24 protein-coding genes are annotated in these 24,932 nt (G+C 32.7%); 21 read left to right on the forward strand and 3 right to left on the reverse strand.

The genetic code is table 11. From position 1 onward, the window contains the following. Positions 1–26: 26 nt before the first annotated feature. From RPL90_RS06155 to RPL90_RS06235, 17 genes are all read left to right on the forward strand, one after another. Entirely contained in the window at positions 27–1,085 is a 1,059-nt protein-coding gene (locus RPL90_RS06155; RefSeq protein ID WP_313546836.1) for a M24 family metallopeptidase, read from the forward strand. 28 nt (positions 1,086–1,113) lie between these two features. Next, complete coding sequence (efp, locus tag RPL90_RS06160) at positions 1,114–1,671, forward strand: elongation factor P (protein WP_061854601.1); 558 nt, start codon at positions 1,114–1,116, stop codon at positions 1,669–1,671. Between the two features lie 206 nt (positions 1,672–1,877). Continuing rightward, positions 1,878–2,351, forward strand: coding sequence for an acetyl-CoA carboxylase biotin carboxyl carrier protein (gene accB / locus RPL90_RS06165; protein ID WP_313546842.1), 474 nt, complete (start codon positions 1,878–1,880; stop codon positions 2,349–2,351). Beyond that, entirely contained in the window at positions 2,351–3,712 is a 1,362-nt protein-coding gene (gene accC / locus RPL90_RS06170) for an acetyl-CoA carboxylase biotin carboxylase subunit (protein ID WP_313546845.1), read from the forward strand. The genes accB and accC overlap by 1 nt, the downstream gene beginning before the upstream one ends. Before the next feature lie 11 nt (positions 3,713–3,723). Continuing rightward, positions 3,724–4,101 carry an Asp23/Gls24 family envelope stress response protein gene (locus tag RPL90_RS06175; RefSeq protein ID WP_313546847.1) on the forward strand — a complete coding sequence of 126 codons (378 nt, stop codon included), beginning with the start codon at positions 3,724–3,726 and terminating at the stop codon, positions 4,099–4,101. A gap of 122 nt (positions 4,102–4,223) precedes the next feature. Beyond that, positions 4,224–4,610 (forward strand): transcription antitermination factor NusB, encoded by a 387-nt coding sequence (nusB, locus tag RPL90_RS06180; protein ID WP_313546850.1) that lies wholly within the window; start codon positions 4,224–4,226, stop codon positions 4,608–4,610. Between the two features lie 14 nt (positions 4,611–4,624). Beyond that, entirely contained in the window at positions 4,625–5,965 is a 1,341-nt protein-coding gene (gene xseA, locus RPL90_RS06185) for an exodeoxyribonuclease VII large subunit (RefSeq protein WP_313546852.1), read from the forward strand. Further along, positions 5,955–6,179 carry an exodeoxyribonuclease VII small subunit gene (locus tag RPL90_RS06190; protein WP_313546907.1) on the forward strand — a complete coding sequence of 75 codons (225 nt, stop codon included), beginning with the start codon at positions 5,955–5,957 and terminating at the stop codon, positions 6,177–6,179. The genes xseA and RPL90_RS06190 overlap by 11 nt, the downstream gene beginning before the upstream one ends. Next, positions 6,172–7,050, forward strand: a complete 879-nt coding sequence (locus tag RPL90_RS06195; RefSeq protein WP_313546855.1) for a polyprenyl synthetase family protein — start codon at positions 6,172–6,174, stop codon at positions 7,048–7,050. The genes RPL90_RS06190 and RPL90_RS06195 overlap by 8 nt, the downstream gene beginning before the upstream one ends. Before the next feature lie 371 nt (positions 7,051–7,421). Beyond that, a complete protein-coding gene (gene ahrC, locus RPL90_RS06200; RefSeq protein WP_313546858.1) occupies positions 7,422–7,874 on the forward strand; it encodes a transcriptional regulator AhrC/ArgR in 453 nt (150 codons plus the stop codon). 20 nt (positions 7,875–7,894) lie between these two features. After that, on the forward strand, positions 7,895–9,568 hold the full coding sequence (gene recN / locus RPL90_RS06205; protein WP_313546861.1) for a DNA repair protein RecN: 1,674 nt from the start codon (positions 7,895–7,897) through the stop codon (positions 9,566–9,568). 396 nt (positions 9,569–9,964) lie between these two features. Then, positions 9,965–11,386, forward strand: coding sequence for a dihydrolipoyl dehydrogenase (gene lpdA, locus RPL90_RS06210; protein ID WP_313546864.1), 1,422 nt, complete (start codon positions 9,965–9,967; stop codon positions 11,384–11,386). A gap of 13 nt (positions 11,387–11,399) precedes the next feature. Then, positions 11,400–12,401: a thiamine pyrophosphate-dependent dehydrogenase E1 component subunit alpha gene (locus tag RPL90_RS06215; RefSeq protein WP_313546867.1), complete on the forward strand. Its 1,002-nt coding sequence runs from the start codon at positions 11,400–11,402 to the stop codon at positions 12,399–12,401. After that, a complete protein-coding gene (locus RPL90_RS06220; protein WP_313546869.1) occupies positions 12,394–13,377 on the forward strand; it encodes an alpha-ketoacid dehydrogenase subunit beta in 984 nt (327 codons plus the stop codon). The genes RPL90_RS06215 and RPL90_RS06220 overlap by 8 nt, the downstream gene beginning before the upstream one ends. A 13-nt stretch (positions 13,378–13,390) precedes the next feature. Beyond that, entirely contained in the window at positions 13,391–14,647 is a 1,257-nt protein-coding gene (locus tag RPL90_RS06225) for a dihydrolipoamide acetyltransferase family protein (RefSeq protein WP_313546871.1), read from the forward strand. 209 nt (positions 14,648–14,856) lie between these two features. Continuing rightward, entirely contained in the window at positions 14,857–15,294 is a 438-nt protein-coding gene (brxB, locus tag RPL90_RS06230; protein ID WP_313546874.1) for a bacilliredoxin BrxB, read from the forward strand. 14 nt (positions 15,295–15,308) lie between these two features. Then, entirely contained in the window at positions 15,309–16,292 is a 984-nt protein-coding gene (locus RPL90_RS06235; RefSeq protein ID WP_313546876.1) for an aromatic acid exporter family protein, read from the forward strand. A gap of 219 nt (positions 16,293–16,511) precedes the next feature. Here RPL90_RS06235 and prli42 read toward each other — a convergent pair whose 3' ends face one another. After that, entirely contained in the window at positions 16,512–16,607 is a 96-nt protein-coding gene (gene prli42 / locus RPL90_RS06240; protein WP_157881583.1) for a stressosome-associated protein Prli42, read from the reverse strand. A 210-nt stretch (positions 16,608–16,817) separates the two neighbouring features. Here prli42 and RPL90_RS06245 point away from each other — a divergent pair, with 210 nt between their 5' ends. From RPL90_RS06245 to RPL90_RS06260, 4 genes are all read left to right on the forward strand, one after another. After that, entirely contained in the window at positions 16,818–17,957 is a 1,140-nt protein-coding gene (locus RPL90_RS06245; protein WP_313546881.1) for a M20/M25/M40 family metallo-hydrolase, read from the forward strand. Between the two features lie 64 nt (positions 17,958–18,021). Then, on the forward strand, positions 18,022–19,431 hold the full coding sequence (gndA, locus tag RPL90_RS06250; RefSeq protein WP_313546883.1) for an NADP-dependent phosphogluconate dehydrogenase: 1,410 nt from the start codon (positions 18,022–18,024) through the stop codon (positions 19,429–19,431). Between the two features lie 291 nt (positions 19,432–19,722). Then, on the forward strand, positions 19,723–21,375 hold the full coding sequence (locus RPL90_RS06255; protein WP_313546886.1) for a glycoside hydrolase family 13 protein: 1,653 nt from the start codon (positions 19,723–19,725) through the stop codon (positions 21,373–21,375). A gap of 189 nt (positions 21,376–21,564) precedes the next feature. Then, positions 21,565–22,356, forward strand: coding sequence for a hypothetical protein (locus tag RPL90_RS06260; RefSeq protein ID WP_313546889.1), 792 nt, complete (start codon positions 21,565–21,567; stop codon positions 22,354–22,356). 59 nt (positions 22,357–22,415) lie between these two features. Here RPL90_RS06260 and RPL90_RS06265 read toward each other — a convergent pair whose 3' ends face one another. After that, the gene (locus RPL90_RS06265) at positions 22,416–23,282 is read right to left on the reverse strand and encodes an AraC family transcriptional regulator (RefSeq protein ID WP_313546892.1); all 867 of its coding nucleotides are present in this window, start codon (positions 23,280–23,282) and stop codon (positions 22,416–22,418) included. A gap of 269 nt (positions 23,283–23,551) precedes the next feature. Next, the coding region (gene zwf, locus RPL90_RS06270; protein ID WP_313546895.1) for a glucose-6-phosphate dehydrogenase at positions 23,552–24,932 on the reverse strand (1,381 nt) is incomplete at its 5' end.

The raw sequence follows: 24,932 nt of genomic DNA on the forward strand, positions 1-24,932 counted from the left end.
AAATTTATCGAATAGGGGGATGCAAGATGAGTAGATTAAATCAATTAAATACATATATTGAAGAAAAACATTTAGATGGTGTCGTAGTACTATCAGACTTTAACAGACGTTATTTATCAGGTTTTACTGGTACAAGTGGCGCTTTAGTTATTACCAAAGACCATCAATACTTAATTACTGACTTTAGATATATTGAACAGGCAACATCACAAGCAACTGAATTTAAGATCATCGAACAGACTGGTGGTTTAATCGATAAAGTCAAAGAACAACTTAAATATTTAGGACTAGAAAACGTTGGTTTTGAAGGAAATTTAGTAAGCTATGATACTTATTTACAATTAAGTAAATCGAGCGTTAGTCTAATAAGCATAAGTGGTGCTATTGAAAAAATTAGAGAAGTTAAAGATGATAATGAGATAGCAATCATTCAAAAAGCAGCCGAAATTGTAGACGAAACATATGAATATGTATTATCTATTGCTAAAAGTGGTATGACTGAACAACAGTTAAAAGCCAAATTAGAAAGTAAAATGCTAGAGCTTGGTGCAGAAGGCACTTCATTTGATACGATCGTAGCGTCTGGTTATCGCGGCGCATTACCACACGGTGTTGCTAGTGAAAAAGTCATCGAGCAAGGTGAATTAATTACGCTAGACTTTGGTGCATATTACAAAGGATATGCTTCAGATATTACGCGTACTTTTGCTATTGGTGAACCAGACGAAAAAATGAAAAAAATTTATCAAATCGTGTTAACTGCTAACCAAAAAGGTATAGAAGCTGCAAAAGCTGGTATAAGCGGCAAAGAGTTAGATGCCGTTGCTAGAGATTACATCACTGAGCAAGGATACGGTGAAGCTTTTGGACATTCATTAGGTCATGGTATTGGATTGGATGTTCATGAAGGACCAGCACTATCTAAAAAATCTGACAGCTTATTACAACAAAATAATTGTGTTACAATTGAACCTGGCATTTATGTTGATGGTTTAGGTGGAGTTAGAATCGAAGATGACATTTTAATAACAGAAAATGGTTGTGAACTCTTTACTAAATGCACAAAAGACCTTATTATTTTATAGAAGAGCGTAAAGTTGAGGAGGAAACTGAATGATTTCGGTTAATGATTTTAAAACAGGTTTAACAATATCAGTAGATAACGGTATATGGAAAGTTATTGATTTCCAACACGTCAAACCAGGTAAAGGTTCTGCGTTCGTACGTTCAAAGCTACGTAACTTAAGAACTGGAGCTATCCAAGAAAAAACATTCCGTGCAGGCGAAAAAGTAGAACAAGCTATGATCGAAAACCGTCGCATGCAATATTTATATGCTGATGGTGATATGCACGTATTTATGGACAATGAAACTTTCGAACAAACTGAATTAGCAGCAGACTATTTAGCAGACGAATTAAAATATTTAAAAGCTAACATGGAAGTTCAAATTCAAAGTTATGAAGGCGAAACTATTGGTATTGAGTTACCTAAAACTGTTGAGTTACAAGTAACTGAAACTGAACCAGGTATCAAAGGTGATACAGCAACAGGTGCCACTAAATCTGCAACCGTTGAAACTGGTTATACTTTAAACGTGCCTTTATTTGTTAATGAAGGGGACGTACTTGTAATTAACACAAGTGATGGTAGTTACATTTCAAGAGGATAAAAACTACTTAAAATAATATTAAAACCTTTCCAATCGAAATTAGAAGGTTGGAAAGGTTTTATTTTGTAAAAAATACGGAGATGCTTCATTTTAAAGTGGTAAAATTACTTTAAAATATTGTTCTGTACTTATATATACTTGAATTGAGATTTTCACTCGAGTAAAATAAACAAAGTAGATGAAAACATTCTGAAGGAGTTATTTTTATGAATTTTAAAGAGATAAAGGAATTAATAGAAATTTTAGATCAATCGAGTCTAACTGAAATTAACATTGAAGATAAAGGCAATGTTGTCAACTTAAAAAAAGAAAAAGATACTGAAATAATCACTCCACAAATATCACAGCAACCAATGCAACAAGTAGCTCCTCAACAAGAAATTGCTACTGCACCTGCTGCTTCAAATAATGCCGACAATACAGCTAATAGCGCTGTGGAGACAAGTGGAAAAACAATTAACGCACCGATGGTTGGGACTTTTTATAAATCACCATCACCAGAAGAAAGCGCCTATGTACAAGTCGGAGATTCTGTTTCAAATGATACAACTGTATGTATCTTAGAAGCTATGAAATTATTTAATGAAATACAAGCCGAAGTTACCGGGGAAATTGTTGAAATATTAGTAGAAGACGGTCAAATGGTAGAGTATGGCCAACCGTTATTTAAGGTGAAATAATGAAGAAAATATTAATAGCGAACCGTGGAGAGATTGCTGTTCGCATCATCCGCGCATGCCATGAATTGGGATTACAAACAGTTGCTATTTATTCTGAAGGGGATAAAGATGCATTACATACTCAAATTGCTGACGAAGCATACTGTGTTGGTCCTACCCAATCTAAAGATTCATATTTAAACATACCAAACATTCTTTCTATTGCAACTTCAACTGGTTGTGATGGCGTACATCCCGGATACGGTTTTTTAGCTGAAAACGGAGATTTTGCAGAGTTATGTGAAGCTTGCCAATTACAATTTATTGGACCAAGTTATGAATCAATTCAAAAAATGGGTATTAAAGATATTGCTAAAGAAGAAATGAAAAAAGCTAATGTACCAGTAGTACCTGGTAGTGAAGGACTTATTAAGTCTATTGACGATGCTAAAAAAGTTGCTTCTGATATCGGCTATCCAGTAATTATTAAAGCAACTGCCGGTGGTGGCGGTAAAGGTATTCGTGTAGCTCGTAATGAAAAAGAATTAGAAAACGGCTATAAAATGACCCAACAAGAAGCAGAAACGGCTTTCGGCAATGGTGGATTATATTTAGAAAAATTCATCGAAAACTTTAGACATATAGAGATTCAAATCATTGGCGATAAATATGGTAACGTTATTCATTTAGGTGAAAGAGACTGTACGATTCAACGTCGTATGCAAAAATTAGTCGAAGAAGCACCTTCACCAATTCTTTCAAATGAAAAACGTGAAGAAATGGGTAACGCAGCCGTTAGAGCAGCCAAAGCCGTTAACTATGAGAATGCCGGTACGATAGAGTTTATATTTGACTTAGATTCAAATAATTTCTACTTTATGGAAATGAACACGCGTATTCAAGTGGAGCACCCAGTAACCGAAATGGTAACTGGTATTGATCTAGTTAAGTTACAATTAAAAGTAGCAATGGGTGAAGCAATTCCATTTACTCAAGCAGACGTTACGATTAATGGTCACGCTATGGAGTTTAGAATAAACGCTGAAAATCCATACAAAAACTTTATGCCATCACCTGGTAAGATTACACAATATTTAACTCCTGGTGGTTTTGGTGTACGTATTGAGTCAGCTTGTTATACAAATTATACAATTCCACCGTATTATGACTCTATGGTAGCGAAACTCATTGTCCATCAACCTACTAGAGAAGAAACGATAATGAGTGCTATCCGTGCATTAGAAGAATTTGTCGTCTTAGGTATCGATACAACAATTCCTTTCCATATTCGCTTATTAAACAATGAGATATTCAGAAGTGGCGAATTTAATACTAAGTTTTTAGAAGAGCATAATATCATGGATACAGATGAATCTAACTAGGAGGTCTGTATATGGTTAAAATTTCAGAACAAGCTCAAACCAATTTAGGTGAAATAGAAATATCAACAGAAGTAATTGCTAGAACAGTGAGCATTGCAACTTCTCAAATTGATGGATTACATGGTCACTTTAAAGAGCTGAAAAGCGCTGATTTTGATACAATTACTCAAAGACAGTTAAATAAAGGCTTAAGAATTTCAATTGAAAATAATGCCGTTTATATCGATATTTATTGTGCCTTTGAAAATGGAGTGAATATTGCTGAAACTGCAAAAAACATTCAACAATCCGTTTATAACGCCTTAAAATCATTAACTTCTATTGAGCCAGAACAAATAAACATACACATTTCACATATTGCTACTGAGCAAGTGAACAATAATAAATAATAGTTAACAGTTAAAAATATAAGTCTGCTAGAAAGTGATATAGTCTGTACTTCAGTCTATATGCTTTCTAGAATTCTTTCTTAGTATTAACTTAGACATTAACTTGATTTAAGGAGCATAACATGAATAGAAAAGAATCAAGAATGCAAGCCTTCCAAACACTATTTCAAATTGAAATAAAAGATAATTCATTATCAATTGAAGAAGCAATAAATTTTATTAAAGATGATAACGAAGCGTTAGACTTTGAATTTATTCATTGGTTAGTTACTGGTGTAAAAGATCATGAACCAGTATTAGATGATAAAATCCAACCACATCTAAAAGAATGGACGATTAATAGATTATTAAAAACTGATCGTATCATTTTAAGAATGGCGACATTCGAACTATTAAATAGCTCGACACCACAAAAAGTTGTAATTAATGAAGCAGTTGAACTTGCAAAACAATTTAGCGACGACGATCATTATAAGTTTATTAATGGTGTTTTAAGCAATATTGAATAAAAGAGTGATAAAATATGGCCGATTATTTAAGTGTTTCTGCATTAACTAAATATATAAAATATAAATTTGATCAAGACCCACACCTTCAGTCTGTTCTTATAAAGGGCGAATTGTCTAATTTTAAAAAACATTCAAGCGGTCATATGTACTTTAACGTTAAAGATAAAAACAGTGTAATTAATGCTATGATGTTTAAAGGTGCTGCAAACAACTTAGATTTCGAACCTAAAGAAGGTGACGAAGTTCTTATTGAAGCACGAGTATCTGTTTATGAGAGAAGAGGCAATTATCAAATATATGTCAATAAGATGCAAATTGATGGTATAGGAAATCTTTACCAAAAATTGGAAGCACTTAAGAAAAAACTAACTCAAGCCGGTTACTTTAATCAAGAACATAAAAAGGCGATACCTAAATTCCCTAAAAAAATAGCTGTTTTAACTGCAGGCACTGGTGCAGCAATAAGAGATATTCATTCAACTATCAACAGTCGATATCCACTAGTCGAACAAGTACAAATTAATACGTTAGTCCAAGGTGAACAATCTAAACAAGATATTATAGAGAAATTACAATACGCAGACACGTTAGATGTAGATACTATAATTATTGGACGTGGTGGTGGCTCCATAGAGGATTTATGGAACTTTAATGAAGAAGAAGTAATTAAAGCAATATTCAATTGTGAAACACCTGTAATTTCAGCCGTTGGGCACGAAACCGATTTTACATTGAGTGATTTTGTTGCAGATGTTAGAGCAGCAACGCCGACACAAGCTGCGGTAATTGCTACACCTGATCAACAAGAATTGTATCAACAAATTGCACAGGTCAAATTATTTTTAACACGTAATATTAATCAGTATATTCAACAACAGCGTAAGCAATTAGAGCATACAGCATCATACTACAAATTTAAAACACCATCATTACTTTATGATCAACAAATTCAAAAAAGAGATGACCTTGAGAAACAACTAAATGCTTCCATTACAATGTTGGTTAATCGTTCACAACAACGTTTACAATTACTAGATAGTAAATTTAATTTAAAAAAATTCCAATTAGATATTAAAAGATATCAAAAAGTTGCTTCACAGAAACAACAAGAGCTCGTTAAAGTGTTAAAAAATAGTATTAGTTTAAGACAGCAAAATCTTGCTAATAAATTAGAAAATTTAAATACTTTAAGTCCAACAAATACGATGTTAAGAGGATATACTATAGTTAATAAAGAACAACAGGTAATTACAAGTACTAAAGATTTATCGGAAAATGATAACATTGTTTTAACGATGAAAGATGGTACTGTTGATGCAAAAGTACAGAAAGTTAGGTGCGAAGATGACGAATAAAAAGCAAAGTTTTGAAGAAATGATGGAAGAACTTGAATCAATCGTTCAAAAGTTAGATAACGAAAATGTTTCTTTAGAAGAATCTTTAGATTTATATCAACGTGGAATGAAATTGTCGGCATCATGTGAAGAAACATTAAAAAATGCTGAAAATAAAGTGAATGAGTTAATTAAAGAAGAAGATGGCATAGACGAGGAACAAAATAATGAATAAATGGATGAATAAATATATTTCTGAAATCGATGCTGCAATAACTCGCGCTATAACTTCATCAAATTTAGAAACTAACATAGAAGAGAGTATGACCTATTCTCTAACTGCCGGTGGTAAACGAATAAGACCTGTCTTACTATTATTAACTTTAGATATGCTAACAAATGATTACAAAAAAGGACTTGCACCAGCACTAGGTGTTGAAATGATTCATACATATTCATTAATACATGATGATTTACCTGCAATGGATAATGATGATTACCGTAGAGGGAAATTAACAAATCATAAAGTATATGGTGAATGGAAAGCAATTTTAGCTGGAGATGCGCTATTGACTAAAGCATTTGAAGTAGTTTCTCACGACGAATCATTATCTGATAGTGTTAAAATTAAGTTAATCAAACGTTTATCATCTGCAAGTGGTCATTTCGGTATGGTAGGTGGTCAAACATTAGATATGCAAAGTGAAAATACAACAATAGACGTCACAACATTAGAACAAATTCACCGTGCTAAAACAGGAGCACTTATTTCGTTCGCTGTAATGGGTGCAGTAGATATTGCACAGCCAGATAAAGCAGTTGCTCGCGCCTTAAGCGATTATAGTGACCATATTGGATTGATGTTCCAAATTAAAGATGATTTGTTAGACGTATATGGTGATGAACAAAAGTTAGGTAAATCATTAGGTAGTGATATTGAAAATGATAAAAGTACTTATGTTTCATTATTAGGTTTAGAAGGTGCCGAGCAAAAATTACAATACCATACGGATGCTGCATATAGTTGTTTAGCACAATTACCTGATCAATATGATACTTCATCTCTTAAATATATTATTGAATTATTTATTAATAGAGAATCATAATATTTTAGGTTGAGATTATAGGCGCTTATACAAGAAATGTTATCTTCTCTATATTTCTTGTGCACAATGTTTTTTATTAGATTTATGCGTACCATTAAAATCTAATAGTCGTCATTATGCCTATGTAATCTTAACCTTTTTGTATGACTTTGCATTCAAAGAACCTATTTTATACATGCAATATTCATGTACGTTGCATATTACACATTGATACAACATTATTTTACATAGTCAAAAAGTGCATTAATCATGCTCTAGCACAATTAACTGCAAAATTTTATAAGATGGTAACTATTAATGACTTTAGTAGTAGATAAATCATGCTTATGGTAAAATTAATGTATAAATATTCGTAATTAGAGGTGTTTGTTATGGCAAAAAAATCAGTAAGGCATATAAAAATAAGAGAAATAATCTCAAATGAAAAAATAGAAACGCAAGATGAGTTAGTAAAACGTCTAAATGACTATGAACTAAATGTTACGCAAGCAACTGTCTCTCGTGATATTAAAGAACTACAGTTAATTAAAGTTCCTACACCGACAGGTCAATATGTTTATAGTCTTCCTAACGATAGAAAATATCATCCTTTAGAAAAATTAGGGCGTTATTTAATGGACTCCTTTGTAAATATAGATGGTACAGAAAACTTACTTGTCCTTAAAACTTTACCTGGTAATGCACAATCTATCGGAGCAATTTTAGATCAAATAGCGTGGGAAGAAGTTTTAGGTACTATATGTGGCGATGACACTTGTTTAATTATATGCCGTGATGTGGATGCAAGCGAAAATATCAAAACTAGAATCTTTAACTTATTATAGTTTTAGGAAGTGATACAACTATGTTACAGACCTTATCAATTAAGCAGTTTGCAATAATTGACGAACTTGAAATACATTTTAGTGAGGGCTTGACTGTACTTAGTGGCGAAACTGGCGCAGGTAAATCAATCATAATTGATGCGATAGGCCAACTCATTGGAATAAGAGCATCTTCAGATTTTGTAAGACATGGTGAGAAAAAAGCAATTATTGAAGGTATATTTGATATCGATAATAGTGAAGAAGCAATTACAATTCTTGAAGACTTATCAATTGATACCACAGAAGACTTTCTCATTGTTAAACGTGAAATATTTAGCACTGGAAAGAGTATGTGCCGTATTAACAACCAAATAGTGACACTGCAAGATTTAAGAAAAGTGATGCAAGAATTGTTAGACATTCATGGCCAACACGAAACGCAAACACTTCTAAAACAAAAATATCATTTACAATTATTGGATAATTATGCTGAAGGTCGCTATGAAAGTTTATTATCTGACTACACGCAAACATATCAAGCATATAAAACTAAGAAAAAAGAATTACAAGATTTAGAAAATGCTGATCAAGCATTGCTACAACGTTTAGATTTGCTTAAATTCCAAAATGATGAACTTAAAGAAGCGAATTTAGATGAAAGTGAATCTGACCAACTTGAGCAAGATATTAAAAGAATTCAAAATTCAGAGAACCTAAGTCTTGCATTAAATAATGCACATATTACACTAACGGATGAACATGCTATAACTGATAGACTGTATGACTTAAGTAATCAATTAAGTGCTATAGACGAAATCTTACCGGGCAAATACACTGAATTAAAAGAAAATGTCGATCAATTTTATTACACGTTAGATGACGCTAAGCACCAGTTATATGATGAATTAACTAATACGGAATTTGATGAACAATATTTAAATGAATTAGAATCTAGAATGAATTTATTAAACAATTTAAAACGTAAATATGGCAAAGATATTCCTGAACTTATTAAATATCAAGAAAAAATAGAACATGAGATTAATAAAATCGAAAATTATGAAGAAAGTACTTCACAATTACGTAAAGATATTGACGCTTTGTACAATGAGGTCATTACTATAGGTGAAAAACTTTCCACTGAAAGACGCAAAGAAGCACAAACTTTACGTGACCATATTGTAGAAGAAATTCAAAATTTACAAATGAAAGATGCAAACTTGGAAATTTCTTTCAAACCGTTAGATGAACCTAATAGTGAAGGTATAGAGTTTGTTGAATTTCTTATTAGTCCTAATAAAGGCGAACCACTTAAAAGCTTAAACAAAATTGCTTCTGGTGGTGAACTTTCAAGAATTATGTTAGCTTTGAAAACTATTTTTGTTAAATCAAGAGGACAAACAGCAATTTTATTTGATGAAGTAGATTCAGGTGTGTCAGGTCAAGCAGCACAAAAAATGGCTGAGAAAATGAAAGATATTGCTCAACATATACAAGTTATCTGTATTTCTCATTTACCACAAGTTGCTTCTATGAGTAACCATCATCTATTAATTAGTAAAGCATCAAATGATGACCGGACAACGACAAAAGTAAAAGAGCTTTTAGCCGATGAACGAATTGATGAAATCGCACGAATGATATCAGGTGCTAGCGTTACAGAAATCACAAGACAAAATGCCAAAGAAATGTTAGACCAAAATAGTAATTAATTAGTGTATCTTATTGTCCTTATAAAACGTAAATTATTTAAGTTTATCTCGTTTACGTTTTATAAGGAATATTATGAAATCAAATTAGTACCTAGTACTAATTTTTCACTAAATATTACATCTCACATACTATAATAAAACTTAAAAGCTTAGTAAATTAACTTAAAATGTATATTTCCCGCTCACCTTAATAATATATTTAAATGTTATTATTTTTATATAATGAGCGTATAAGTTAAACTATAGTAGGTAAGAAAAAGAAATAATAAAACTTTTTAAATTAGTTAAGTAACCGTTGTTGGTTAGTTTATGTTGTAAATATTAAAATTTATAAGATGAATATCATTGAATTTATAAATGATATCTTACCAACAACGTTAAGTTAGGAGCACAAAAATGTCAGAAGAAAAATATGATTTAGTGATTTTAGGAGGCGGAACGGCGGGCTATGTCTCAGCTATTCGCGCATCACAACTCGGTAAAAAAGTTGCCTTAGTCGAAAATAATTTACTAGGGGGTACTTGTTTACATAAAGGATGTATTCCTACTAAAGCACTGCTAAAATCTGCAGAAGTGATGGATACAGTTAAACGTTCAAGTGAATTTGGGGTAGATGTTGATAATTTCAAACTTAATTTTAAAAATATTCAACAACGTAAAAACGATATCGTTAATCAAATGCATAATGGTGTAAATCACTTAATGAATCATAATCAAATCGTCGTATTTAACGGCACTGGACGAATATTAGGACCATCTATATTTTCACCTCAAAGTGGGACGATATCGGTCGAGTATGAGGATGGAGAGTCAGATTTAATTCCAAATTCAAATGTACTCATTTGCACAGGTTCTGAACCTATCTCATTACCATTTTTACCATTTGATCACAGTACAATCTTATCTAGTAGTGACATTTTAGCATTAGAACAACTTCCTAATACTTTAGCTATTATCGGCGGTGGCGTAATTGGGTTAGAATTTGCGTCACTAATGAATGACTTCGGTGTAGAAGTGAACGTTATAGAAGCAGGCGAACGTATTTTGCCTACTGAAAGTAAATCTATAGCCAATGCTTTAAAATCCGAATTAACAAATAAAGGCGTTAAATTTTATGAAAACACACAATTAACAGACGAAAACGTTACATTTGATAATGAGTCAGTGACATTCAATATAAAAGATACTCAACTCACAGTGGATAAAGTACTCGTTTCTATAGGACGAAAACCTAGAACTGATGATATTGGATTAAATAACACTAAAATAAAAACAACTGATAAAGGCCATATTCTTGTTAATGAATACCAACAAACTGATGATAAGCACATTTACGCGGCTGGGGATTGTATAGGGAAATTACAGTTAGCACACGTTGGTTCAAAAGAAGGGATGATTGCCGTTGAACATATGTCTGATCGACAGCCATTACCATTAGACTATAATAAAATGCCACGTTGTGTTTATACGCAACCTGAAGTTGCTTCTATAGGCTTAAACATTGATGAGGCAAAACAACAAGGATACAAAGCTAGAGCTTTCAAAGTGCCATTTAAAGCAATTGGTAAAGCTGTAATTGAAGATACAAATAACCAAAATGGTTTTTGTGAAATCGTGATTGATCAAAATGAAGACATTGTTTTGGGACTTAATATGATTGGACCGCATGTTACAGAATTGATTAATGAAGTATCGTTATTACAATTTATGGATGGTTCTACACTTGAACTTGGTTTAACTACCCATGCACATCCGTCGTTGTCAGAAGTATTAATGGAACTAGGTCTTAAAGTAGAAAATAGAGCAATTCACGTATAAAGGAGGAAATTTCATGTTTGATTATAAATCAGTGGGTCTTAATGAAGACGACTTAAAAGTAATGTTTAAGTGGATGGATTTGGGACGTAAGCTTGATGAACGTTTATGGTTATTAAATAGAGCAGGTAAAATTCCATTTGTTATTAGCTGTCAGGGACAAGAAGCAGCTCAAATTGGTATGGCATTTGCTATGCGAGAGGGCGATATTTCGGCTCCTTATTATAGAGATTTAGCTTTAGTGACATATTTAGGTATGACACCTTTAGACACTATGCTATCTGCATTTGGTAAAAGAGACGACATAAATTCTGGCGGTAAACAAATGCCTGCTCACTTTAGTAATAAAAAGTTAGGTATTTTATCTCAAAGTTCACCAGTGGGAACTCAGGTGCTACAAGGTGTTGGTGCAGCATTATCTTTAAAAATGGATAAAAAGCAAAATATTGCAATGTGTACATTAGGTGAAGGGACTTCCAACCAAGGTGATTTTCATGAAGGTTTAAACTTTGCAGGAGTCCATAAATTACCTTTTATTTGTGTGATTGAAAACAATAAATACGCAATCTCTGTGCCAGATAATTTACAGTATGGTGCTGAAAAACTATCAGATAGAGCTATTGGTTATGGTATACACGGCGAACACGTAGACGGTAATGATCCAATTGCTATGTATAAAGTAATGAAAGAAGCACGTGATAGGGCGTTAAATGGTTATGGTTCTACACTAATTGAAGCAATGTGTACACGTATGACTGCACATTCATCAGATGATGACGATAGTGGTTACCGTCCACAAGAAGAACGTGAAGGACTAAAATCAGAAGATTGTAACGTTAAATTCAAATCATTTTTATTATCTGAAAATATAATTGATGATGAATGGTTAGCCCAAATCGAACAAGAACATAAAGAAATCGTTAATCAAGCGACTAAAGAGGCAGAAAAAGCACCTTATCCATCACCAGAAGAAACTTATAACTATGTTTACGAAGAAGGGAGCTTTTTAAATGGTTAAGTTAACTTATTTAGATGCAATTCACAACGCTTTAGATCAATCTATGGAAAAAGATAATGATGTTTTTATTCTTGGTGAAGACGTAGGTAAAAAAGGCGGCGTTTTTGGCGTGACATTAGGTTTACAACAAAAATACGGCATCGAACGTGTTATTGACACACCATTAGCTGAGTCAAATATCGTTGGTACAGCTGTCGGTGCTGCCATGTTAGGAAAAAGACCTATAGCAGAAATTCAATTTGCTGAATATATTTTGCCTGCAACTAACCAAATCATGAGTGAAGCTGCCAAAGTTAGATATAGATCAAACAACGATTGGGATTGTCCAATTACCATTAGAGCTCCGTTTGGTGGTGGCATACATGGCGCTTTATATCATTCACAAAGTGTAGAAAGCATTTTTGCTTCAACACCTGGATTAACGATAGTTATTCCATCTTCACCTTATGATGCTAAAGGCTTATTATTGGCTTCAATTGAGTCTAATGATCCTGTATTATATTTTGAACATAAAAAGGCTTATCGTTTATTAAAAGAAGAAGTTCCTGAATCATATTACACCGTGCCTATAGGGAAAGCAGATGTTAAACGTAAAGGCGAAGATATTACAGTATTTTCATATGGTTTGTGTGTTAATTACTGTATTCAAGCAGCCGACATGTTAGCCGAAGATGGCATAAACGTTGAAGTAGTAGATTTAAGAACGGTTTATCCACTTGATAAAGCAACAATTATTGATCGTGCTAAACAAACAGGTAAAGTCCTATTAGTGACTGAAGACAATTTAGAAGGAAGTGTAATGTCTGAAGTTGCTGCTATTATTGCAGAAAATTGCCTGTTCGATTTAGATGCTCCAATTATGCGTCTTGCAGGTCCAGACGTACCATCAATGCCGTTTGCACCAACAATGGAAGATGAGTTTATGATTAATCCTGACAAGATTCAAACAAAAATGCGTGAGCTTGCAGAATTTTAAGGAGGCACCAACAATGGAAATAAAAATGCCTAAATTAGGTGAAAGTGTCCATGAGGGAACAATAGAACAATGGCTAGTATCTGTCGGTGATACAGTTGAAGAATATGACCCAATTTGTGAAGTTATAACAGATAAAGTAACTGCTGAAGTCCCTTCTTCTTATACAGGCACAATTAAAGAAATCACTGTTAACGAAGGTGAAACAGCATCTGTTGGTGAAGTCATTTGTCATATGGATGTTGAAGGCGAATCTAGTGATAGCACTAGTGAAGCAGTCAGCAACAATGAACAACCAGAAAATAATACGAAACAAGTTACCGACAATAGCCCAGACCATAAACAAGATGAAAACGCGCCTAAAAACAATGGTCGTTATTCACCAGTAGTTTTTAAATTAGCATCTGAAAATGAAATCAACTTATCACAAGTTGTGGGTACGGGCTTTGAAGGCCGTGTTACGAAAAAAGATATTGAAAAAGCAATTAAAGAAGGTACAGCAAAAGAATCTTCTCATTATGTTAATGCAAAAACCCCACCAGTTAACACACCAACAACTATAGGCACTCAAGAACCTGGTTCATCTATACCGGTCAATGGTGTTAGAAAACAAATCGCACAAAATATGGTAAATAGTGTGAATGAAATACCGCATGCGTGGATGATGATCGAAGCAGATGCTACAAATCTAGTTAAAACACGAAATCATCATAAGGATAACTTTAAAAATAAAGAAGGCTATAACCTAACATTCTTCGCTTTCTTTGTGAAAGCAGTGGCAGAATCACTCAAAGCTTATCCTTTACTTAATAGTAGTTGGCAAAATGACGAAATAGTAATTCATAAAGATGTAAATATCTCAATCGCCGTCGCTGATGAAGATAAACTTTACGTTCCAGTAATTAAAAATGCCGATGAAAAATCTATCAAAGGTATCGCACGTGAAATTAATGACTTAGCACAAAAAGCACGATATAAAAAATTACGTTCCGAAGATATGCAAGGCGGTACATTTACAGTTAACAATACAGGTACGTTTGGCTCTGTTTCATCAATGGGTATTATCAACCATCCTCAAGGCGCTATTTTACAAATAGAATCTATTGTCAAAAAACCAGTCGTGATTGATGATATGATTGCTATCCGTAACATGGTTAATTTATGTTTATCAATCGACCACCGTATTTTAGATGGCTTACAAGCTGGAAGATTTATGAATTATGTAAAAACGCGCATCGAACAATATGCAATAGAAACTACAAGTATTTTTTAAAACGTTATAAAATGTTGTATATTTTTATAAAATCTAACTAACTTTTTAACATAAATTATGGCATTGGGTAGCAAATTTAAAGAGAGGTTATAAAATCTTTTAAACAATTAGATTTTAACCTCTTTTTTTGATCAAACCAACATGTTGAAGTATAAGTAATAAATTAGTAGAATGAAGATACCAATTTAGAAATGAAAGGTGACCTTAATATGGATTTGAATTTTGATTTATATATGAATGATGTTGTTGATCAAGCCAGAAATGAAATGATAGAAGCTGGATATGAACAACTAACTAGTGCTGAAGAGGTTGATGAGGTATTACAACAAGCTGGAACTACTTTAGTAATGGTTAACTCAGTATGTGGTTGTGCAGGCGGTATGGCTAGACCAGCTGCAGCACACAGCTTACATTATGATAAATTACCAGATAGACTTGTAACTGTTTTTGCAGGACAAGATAAAGAAGCTACTCAAAGAGCTAGAGAATATTTCGAAGGTTATGCACCATCAAGTCCATCATTTGCACTAATGAAAGATGGCAAAATAACTCAAATGATCGAACGTCATCAAATTGAAGGACATGACGTTATGGATGTCATTACTCAATTACAAAATTTATTCGAAGAATATTGTAAAGAACGATAGAGAGGCATACCAACATGTTGAGTTTAAATCCATACCGAATAGGATTTAGAACGATTAAAACAGCAATTGGCATGGCACTAGGTATAATTATCGCTAAACTATTAGATCTTGATAATTTTGCTTCTAGTGCCATTTTGGTAGTCCTTTGTATTAAACATACTAAAGTACATTCATTACAAGCTATTGTCTCACGTTTTGTAAGTTGTACATTAATTTTAATCTTAGGGTCTATTATCTTTAGTTTATTGGGGCAACATGCTATCGTCCTAGGCATAATCGTTTTATTTTTTATACCTTTAACCGTGGTCTTTAAAGTACAAGAAGGCATAGTAACGAGTTGTGTTATTTTACTTCATGTCTTTAATGCACCAACAATTAATTTCCATTTGTTTATTAATGAAATTGAATTACTTATTGTTGGATTAGGTATTGCATTTCTAATGAATTTAATCATGCCAAGTCTCGACAAAAATTTAAAAGCATATAAGCAAAATATAGAAGATAGTTTCACTAAAATATTTATTTGTTTTAGCGAAAAATGCGATGATTTGCAACACCCACTCGACATCCACTTTTCGGAAGTTCAATTAACGATTGAAAAGGCAAAATCTTTAGCATTTAGAGATGTTAAAAACCATTTCGGTCGTAATGAAAATTCATACTATCATTATTTTGACATGCGTGAACAACAATTAGATTTAATTCATAGAATAGAAATCATGTTGGGAAACGTTGAATTCAAAGATGAGTTACTGACAAAACTTGCTCAATTATTTAAAGAAGTTGCTGAAAATGTTAATAGTAATGATTATACAGCACTTAGATTGCATTCATTATATGAAATCAGACTACAACTTGATAATTTAGAGTTACCAGATACTTACGCATCACTCAAAACACGCGCTAGCCTTATACAGTTATTAAATGAATTAGAAAGTTATTTACAACTTAAATCCGACTTTGGGTCATTAAAAACATACAGCGAAGCTACTTCTTAAATTAGGAACTAAACGTCTTAACTGATGTTTAGTTCTTTTTAATCAAAAAAACTATCGTTGAGTTGATACACTTAGCGATAGTTTTTAAATTATTTCTATTAAATTTACTTTGTTATGTTTCTAACAATTTATCATTATCACAATTTAAAGATAAAAGTTTAGTAAGACGTTATACATTAAATAATTGTTTATAGTACGAATATAAATATTGACGTAGTTTTAACCCATAATTGGTGCAAGACTTGATAAAATCAATGCAATAACCACGGCAACTAACATGACAATAATAATTGTTTTTAACACTTTGTTACTCAATTGTTATTCCTCCATTTGATATATTATTAATCAAACTACAGTATCAATTAACGATATTACATATTTTATTATAATTCTAATAAGAATAAAAGCAATCCACTAAGTTTGTTTTCACCTAGAAAGTTAGCTACACTTTGTATAATGAAACTAAAGAAAAAATTTTAAAAATTTAATTTAAGAAATATACTATATTTTTATGGGAGTGTCACGATGGTAAATAACGATAGATTATTAGCAACATTTATAGAATTAGTACAAATTGATTCCGAAACAGGGAACGAAGAAAAAATACAGCCAATCTTAAAAAGAAAATTTGAACAATTCAATCTTCATGTAGAAGAAGATGACGCTGGTAAATATGATTATTTAGGTGCTAATAATTTAATTTGTACCTTACCAAGTTCAGAAGGTTATGAAAATAGTGATAAAATTTATTTCACTAGTCATATGGATACAGTAGCACCAGGCATAGGCATCAAACCAAATGTAGCAGACGATGGCTATATTTATTCAGACGGTACTACAGTACTAGGCGCCGATGATAAAGCGGGGTTAGCCGCTATATTAGAAACAATACAAGTTATTAATGAGCAAAATTTACCTCACGGACAAGTGCAATTTGTCATTACTGTTGGTGAAGAATCAGGTTTAGAAGGGGCAAAGGTTTTAAACGCATCTTTATTAGATGCAGATTACGGTTATGCTGTAGACGCAAGTTCACCAGTAGGAACAACAGTCATTGGTGCACCTACGCAAATGAAATTATCTGCAACAATTTATGGCAAAAAAGCACATGCAAGTACACCTGACATGGGTGTTAGTGCCATAAATATTGCGGCTAAAGCAATCAGCGAAATGTCATTAGGACGTATTGATGATGAAACTACTGCAAATATTGGTCGTTTTGAAGGTGGTTCAGCGACGAATGTTGTAGCTGATGAAGTAACGTTACAAGCAGAAGCACGTTCACATTCTGAAGATAAAATTAACCAACAAGTTGCACATATGAAACAAGTTTTTGAAAGCAAGGCAGAATCATTTGGTTGTACAGCTTCTGTCACAATTAAAGAAAGTTATAAGGGCTTTAAAGTTAATGCAGAGTCAAAAGTTGCAAAAATTGCAGCTCTTAGTGCGAGTCAACTAAACTTAGACCCGCAAACCAAAGTTGGTGGCGGTGGATCCGATGCTAGTATTATTAATACTTATGGCATTCCTTCTGTGATATTAGGTGTAGGTTATGAAAATATTCATAGTAAAAATGAAAGAATGGAAATCAAGTCTCTACAACTTTTAACACAGCAATTATTAAAGATAGTCGAATTAACCCATTCACATAGTAAAACTGTTTAAGTGATGTAGTAGACGCTTTGTGATACAATTAGTTTGTAAACTTAAATTAAGAGAGGTTAGTAATATGACACAACAAATTGGTGTAGTAGGTTTAGCAGTAATGGGTAAAAACCTTGCTTGGAATATTGAATCACGTGGTTATAGTGTTTCTGTATTCAACCGTTCTTCTGAAAAAACAGATGAAATGGTTAAAGAATCTGAAGGTAAAGATATTCACCCAACATACTCAATTGAAGAGTTTGTAAATTCATTAGAAAAACCCCGTAAAATCTTATTAATGGTTAAAGCTGGACCAGCTACTGACGCTACAATCGATAGCTTATTACCATTGTTAGACAATGATGATATTTTAATTGATGGTGGTAATACAAATTACGAAAACACTATCAGAAGAAATAAAGCACTTGCAGAAAGTGGCGTTAACTTTATCGGTATGGGTGTTTCAGGCGGAGAAATTGGTGCATTAACTGGACCATCATTAATGCCAGGCGGACAAAAAGAAGCATTCGATAAAGTAAGCGATATTTTAGAAGCTATTTCGGCAAAAGCTGACGACGGTGCACCATGTGTTGCTTATATCGGACCAAATGGCGCTGGACATTACGTTAAAATGGTACACAATGGTATCGAATATGCTGACATGCAATTAATTGCAGAAAGTTATGCAATGATGAAAGACTTATTAGGTATGTCACACGAAGCAATTTCTCAAACATTTAAAGACTGGAATGCTGGCGAACTTTCTAGTTACTTAATCGAAATCACTGGTGATATCTTCACTAAATTAGATGAAGGTAGTGATGAAGCACTAGTTGAAAAAATCTTAGATACAGCTGGACAAAAAGGTACAGGTAAATGGACTTCAATTAATGCCTTAGAATTAGGTATTCCATTAACTATTATTACAGAATCTGTATTCGCTAGATTTATTTCTTCAATTAAAGAGGAACGTGCTAACGCTTCAAAACAACTAAACGGACCAAGCGCAAACTTCCAAGGTGATAAAGAAGAATTCTTAGAAAAAATACGTAAAGCTTTATATATGAGTAAAATTTGTTCATATGCACAAGGATTTACTCAAATGAAAAAAGCAAGTGAAGATAACGACTGGAACTTAAAATTAGGCGACTTAGCTATGATTTGGAGAGAAGGTTGTATTATCCGTGCTCAATTCTTACAAAAAATTAAAGATGCTTTTGATAACGATGCAAACTTACAAAACTTGTTATTAGATCCTTATTTCAAAGACATCGTTACAAATTATCAAGATGCATTACGTGATGTAGTAGCCACTGGTGTACAAAATGGTGTTCCAACACCAGGATTCTCTGCAAGTGTTAACTATTATGATAGTTACCGCTCAGAAAATCTACCAGCTAACTTAATTCAAGCGCAACGTGATTACTTCGGTGCTCATACTTATGAACGTAAAGACCGTGAAGGTGTATTCCATACACAATGGGTAGAAGAATAACAATTAATTAATAAAGTACAAGAGTCTGGGACATTCTATTGCCTTCAGGCTCTATTTTTATATGGGCAGTAGATGACTGAATTAAAAGTGCGCTTGTATCAAGCCGCGTTCAACTCTAGTCACATTTGCCGGGGCGGGACTACAACATCTTCTTATAATAATAAGATTTTTTGTGCAGATCCTTTGTTTTTTATTCATCCCAAAGCAAGCGTTTACATTGTTGTTTTAGAAAAGGTAAAATCTAGAGTATAATTAATTTATAGTTCAAAAAATCTTTGAAGGAGAATGATTATGCAAAGTAAACAATGGTGGAAAGAAGCTGTGGCTTACCAAGTTTACCCTCGTAGCTTTAATGATGCTAACAATGATGGTATTGGGGACTTACGTGGTGTAATTAATAAATTAGATTATTTACAAAATTTAGGTATAGATATTATTTGGTTAAGTCCAATGTATAAATCTCCTAACGACGATAATGGTTATGATATTAGCGATTATCAAAATATTATGGATGAGTTTGGTACGATGGAGGATTTTGATGAGTTATTAACGTCCATTCATACAAGAGGAATGAAATTAATTTTAGATTTAGTAGTTAATCATACTTCTGATGAACATCCTTGGTTTATAGAATCTCGCTCTAGTAAAGATAGTGCAAAACGCGATTGGTATATATGGAAAGATCCTAAGCCTGATGGTAGTGAACCGACAAATTGGGAAAGTATTTTTAACGGTTCTACATGGGAATATGATAGTCAGACAGACCAATATTATTTCCATTTATTTAGTAAAAAACAACCTGACTTAAATTGGGAAAATCCAAAAGTTAGAGCAGCTATTATTTCAATGATGAATTGGTGGTTTGATAAAGGAATTGATGGTTTTAGAGTCGATGCCATTACCCATATAAAAAAATCTTTCGAATATGGTGATTTAGCAACAGACAATAATGAACAATATGTACCAGCTTTTGATGTAGCAATGAATCAACCAGGTATACATAATTGGTTACAAGAAATTAAAGAGAACAGTTTGTCGAAATACGACATTATGACTGTCGGTGAAGCCAATGGTGTGACACCAGATGATGCAGATTTATGGGTAGGAGAACAAAACGGTAAATTTAACATGATTTTCCAATTCGAACATTTAGGCTTATGGAATACTGGTGATGTAAAATTTGATGTTTTATCGTATAAACAAGTATTAAATCGTTGGCAACAACGACTAGCAAATAATGGCTGGAATGCTTTATTTATAGAAAACCATGATCAACCACGCAGCGTATCCACATGGGGAGACGATCAACAATATTGGTATGAATCTGCTACGAGTCATGCTATCGTGTATTTTTTACAACAAGGTACGCCTTTTATTTACCAGGGCCAAGAAATAGGTATGACCAATTATCCATTTGAACGTGTTGAAACTTTTAATGATGTTGCAGTTGTAAACGAGTATAATATCGTTAAAGCACAGGGTGGCGATGTTAATGCCTTATTAAACAAACACAAAATGGAAAATAGAGATAATTCCCGCACACCTATGCAGTGGAACGACGAACCGTTTGCTGGCTTTTCTACTGTAGAACCTTGGTTCCCAGTAAATCCGAATTACAAAAAAATTAATGTTGCACAACAACAAGAAGATAAATATTCAATTTTAACTTTTTATAAAGGTTTAATTAAATTAAAAAAGTCTGATGATTTATATACTTATGGTAATTTCGAATTAGTCGATACTGATAATCCAAAAGTATTTGCATACACTCGAACTCTAAATAATAAGCAAGCTTTAATTGCAGGTAATTTGTCAAATGAAACTTCTACACTTAATCTAGACATCTCATTTGATGATTCAAAAATTAAATTACACAATTATAGTGCAGCGATTGATTTTAATAATTTAAAACCATATGAAGCATTTGTAATTCAATTAACTTAAATGAAATAGATGTCAACAAACCGTTATCACTCAGGATAACGGTTTTTAGCATTTAATAATGTTATTACTTTACAAAAATCCATGAACAACTATACTAATAATTAGCGACAACTTAGAAAATAAATAATTTTAACAGTAATATAATATATAGTATAAAACATTGAATGGAAATGAAAGTAGGGCATGTTAATGAAAAAATTTGTCGTAGCTATACTTATTGGAATGAATATATGCCTTGCAATTGTGTTGAGTATTGTAATAGAAAAGCGTTTACCATTAACAAACTTTACCTCACATAACAATACACGACATTTTGTGGCATCAAATGGTTTATCCGGCCGTTATCATATATATCCAGCATTACATGCTAAAGGCATTCTATTATGGCTTCATGGCGATGGTGCATTTGAATTCAAACATCCAAATTCGAAAAGATATTTAGGCGGAGAGTTAGGTATAAAAGAAATTGCACGACAACGCAATTTAACTCTTATCGTTCCTAAGACACCATCAAAAGATGAGACATGGTGGACAAATGGAGCAACAAATAGTATATATTTAACAGAACTAATCAACTCTATGCCGAATCATCAACATTTATGGATATGTGGATTCTCAGGTGGAGCAGAAGTAACGACGTATTGGTTATTAGAAAAATTACCAACTATGAACGTCACTTCAGGTGGAGCAATTATTTTTAGTGGTGGTGGTTCACCTAAAAATAAAGGTGTAGCGCGTAGTTTACCTAAAGACAAACATATAAAACAACCTTATCCTCTTACTTGGCTTGTAGGCGAATACGACGATGGTACAACGAGCAGCGACAATTTCAACGCGCTAAAACTTAGTAAAGAGGGCTATGAATTTTATCATCAACAGGGGTGGGATGCTAAACGTTATATTATCCCTAAGTTTCATCATGTTTTAACAAAAAATAATCGTGGCATATACGGTCAGTTATTGCTAAATCATTTAAATTAATGCATATAAATAGCGAGCATGTAAGCTTATGTTAAGTTTACGTGCTCGCTTTAATTATTTTATAAATCATTATAGTCGTCCTGATTAACTGGTAACCATAATTGAACTTTAGTGAAACTATCATCAAAAGAAATATCAAAAGGATAGACTTCTACGTATAAACTATCTCTTTCATATGGTAATGTCATTTGAAGGCTTGTTTCAATATAATACCATGCTTCATTTGTAATATAATCAATCTCACCTTGTAAATTAAATTTAGCATATTGTCTTTCAGGCAAATAACGGCTTTCTAAATGTTCTGGATAGCGATCACTAGGAACACCAACAAAAATTTCTACGCCATATTCTAATGGACAACTAATAACGAAAAGTTCATGAGGGCTTACATTATTATAACGTTCTAATTCCTTTATCTTGCCAGCGATCAATAAATCTTCCAACATATCAGGTATTTTAAAAGGATTATCAATATTTGAAGCATTGATAAATTCTGCATATCCAACTAGGTTTATACCATTAATTGTTTCTAATCTATATGAATAAGGTGATTTTTCGGTAGTAGTAATTTTTAAATATTGTCTATTTTTAATATTTAACTGTTCTTTTTTAGCATTCGCCTGTAACGGTGAAATACCGTGGTACTTACTAAATTCATTCGCGAAATCATTCGCGGTAGGATAATGATATTTTTTAGCAATATCTACCATTCTATTAGAACTTGAAATCAGTTCTTGTGCCGCTAAAGTCATTTTACGTGCGAGTGCATATTCAGAAGGTGACTGTCCGACAATCATTTTAAAACTCTGATCTAAATGATACGGTGAAAGATCAACGTAATCACTAAGTTGTTGCATATTAAATTGCTCTAGCAAATGATCTTCGATATAAACAATTGCTTGTTGTATTTGCTTGATAACGTCCAAAACTTCCACTCCTATAAATCTAACAATGTAAACATAAGAAATATAAACAACAAATGCTATATGTTTCACTCTATTTAATATTATTATAGATGTTTTCTTAATAGTTTACACCATTTCTTCACATCTGACATCTAAAGTGCTACTAACTCTTCAAGGGTTACACTTATTTATGATTTAAGTTATATAATAACACAAGTGAAAGACAAGAAAAAAGCGACAGTAACAGTGTATTTTAACACTATTACTGTCACATTAACAAAGACTACCAATTAATGAATATCTTCCCACCAATGGAAGCCATCTCTACTTAATAGTAAGTCACTTTCTAATGGACCATTTGTACCCGCTTCATAGTTAGGGAACTCTGGTTCTGTTTTATCCCAGTATTCTTGAATTGCATCAACAAATTTCCAAGTTGATTTTAATTCTTCCCAGTGAGTAAAGTTTGTTGCATCACCATTTAGACAATCAAATAATAAGTTTTCATACGCATCGACAGTGTTCATTTTATCTTGAGCACTCATAGCATAAGATAATTGAACTGGTTCAGTTTCAATACCTTGAACATTCTTTTTAGCATTTAGATGTAGTGAAACACCTTCATTAGGTTGAATGTTGATTACTAGTAAATTAGAGTCTAGTTTTTTATCTGTTTCATAATATAAGTTCATTGGTACTTCTTTAAACTCAACTACAACTTGAATTGTTTTACTCTTCATACGTTTACCAGTTCTAATATAGAATGGCACGCCAGCCCATCTAAAGTTATCGATAGTTAACTTACCTGAAACAAAAGTAGGGGTTTTAGAATCTTCAGCAACACGATCTTCGTCGCGATACTTTTTAACTTCTTGGCCTCCAATGACACCTTGATCATATTGACCTCTAACAAAGTTTTGGCTAACTTCATCTGCTTCTAATTTTCTTAAAGATTTTAATGCTTTTACTTTTTCGGCACGAATATCCTCACTGTGTAAGCTAATGGGTGCCTCCATAGCTAATAATGCTACCATTTGTAACATATGGTTTTGAACCATATCTTTTAATGCACCACTTGATTCGTAATAACCACCTCTATCCTCAACACCGAGAATTTCAGAAGAAGTAATTTGAATGTTTGAAATGTATTTATTATTCCATAATGGTTCGAACATTGCATTAGCAAAACGTAGTACTTCGATATTTTGTACCATATCTTTACCTAAATAATGATCGATACGATAGATTTCTTCTTCTTTAAATGAACGACGTAATTGTTCATTTAATTGCTCTGCTGATTTTAAGTCAGAGCCGAATGGTTTTTCAATTACTAAACGTTTAAAGCCATCAGTATCAGTTAAACCAGATGATTTTAAATAATCGGAAATTTCACCAAAGAATTTTGGCGCCATAGCTAGGTAGAATAATCTATTACCTTCAAGTTTAAATTCTTTATCTAAACGATTACTAAATTCTAATAAAGATTCATAACTCGCTTCATCACTAACATCATGTCTATGGTAAAATACGTGTTCCATAAATTTATCTAAATGTTTCGTATTTTTTACATGTTCTTGAATTGACGACTTCACTTGACTACGGAAATCATCGTTTGAAATGTCTCTTCTACCAATTCCAATAATTGCAATTTGTTCATTTAAATTTTCTTGT

The organism is Staphylococcus kloosii (assembly GCF_032139365.1).
In the GTDB taxonomy this organism is placed as follows: Bacteria; Bacillota; Bacilli; order Staphylococcales; family Staphylococcaceae; genus Staphylococcus; species Staphylococcus kloosii_A.

Coding starts and splice junctions, on each gene's coding strand:
- RPL90_RS06155 (WP_313546836.1), top strand. CDS start 27: ATGAGTAGATTAAATCAATTAAATACATATATTGAAGAAAAACATTTA.
- efp (WP_061854601.1), top strand. CDS start 1,114: ATGATTTCGGTTAATGATTTTAAAACAGGTTTAACAATATCAGTAGAT.
- accB (WP_313546842.1), top strand. CDS start 1,878: ATGAATTTTAAAGAGATAAAGGAATTAATAGAAATTTTAGATCAATCG.
- accC (WP_313546845.1), top strand. CDS start 2,351: ATGAAGAAAATATTAATAGCGAACCGTGGAGAGATTGCTGTTCGCATC.
- RPL90_RS06175 (WP_313546847.1), top strand. CDS start 3,724: ATGGTTAAAATTTCAGAACAAGCTCAAACCAATTTAGGTGAAATAGAA.
- nusB (WP_313546850.1), top strand. CDS start 4,224: ATGAATAGAAAAGAATCAAGAATGCAAGCCTTCCAAACACTATTTCAA.
- xseA (WP_313546852.1), top strand. CDS start 4,625: ATGGCCGATTATTTAAGTGTTTCTGCATTAACTAAATATATAAAATAT.
- RPL90_RS06190 (WP_313546907.1), top strand. CDS start 5,955: ATGACGAATAAAAAGCAAAGTTTTGAAGAAATGATGGAAGAACTTGAA.
- RPL90_RS06195 (WP_313546855.1), top strand. CDS start 6,172: ATGAATAAATGGATGAATAAATATATTTCTGAAATCGATGCTGCAATA.
- ahrC (WP_313546858.1), top strand. CDS start 7,422: ATGGCAAAAAAATCAGTAAGGCATATAAAAATAAGAGAAATAATCTCA.
- recN (WP_313546861.1), top strand. CDS start 7,895: ATGTTACAGACCTTATCAATTAAGCAGTTTGCAATAATTGACGAACTT.
- lpdA (WP_313546864.1), top strand. CDS start 9,965: ATGTCAGAAGAAAAATATGATTTAGTGATTTTAGGAGGCGGAACGGCG.
- RPL90_RS06215 (WP_313546867.1), top strand. CDS start 11,400: ATGTTTGATTATAAATCAGTGGGTCTTAATGAAGACGACTTAAAAGTA.
- RPL90_RS06220 (WP_313546869.1), top strand. CDS start 12,394: ATGGTTAAGTTAACTTATTTAGATGCAATTCACAACGCTTTAGATCAA.
- RPL90_RS06225 (WP_313546871.1), top strand. CDS start 13,391: ATGGAAATAAAAATGCCTAAATTAGGTGAAAGTGTCCATGAGGGAACA.
- brxB (WP_313546874.1), top strand. CDS start 14,857: ATGGATTTGAATTTTGATTTATATATGAATGATGTTGTTGATCAAGCC.
- RPL90_RS06235 (WP_313546876.1), top strand. CDS start 15,309: ATGTTGAGTTTAAATCCATACCGAATAGGATTTAGAACGATTAAAACA.
- RPL90_RS06245 (WP_313546881.1), top strand. CDS start 16,818: ATGGTAAATAACGATAGATTATTAGCAACATTTATAGAATTAGTACAA.
- gndA (WP_313546883.1), top strand. CDS start 18,022: ATGACACAACAAATTGGTGTAGTAGGTTTAGCAGTAATGGGTAAAAAC.
- RPL90_RS06255 (WP_313546886.1), top strand. CDS start 19,723: ATGCAAAGTAAACAATGGTGGAAAGAAGCTGTGGCTTACCAAGTTTAC.
- RPL90_RS06260 (WP_313546889.1), top strand. CDS start 21,565: ATGAAAAAATTTGTCGTAGCTATACTTATTGGAATGAATATATGCCTT.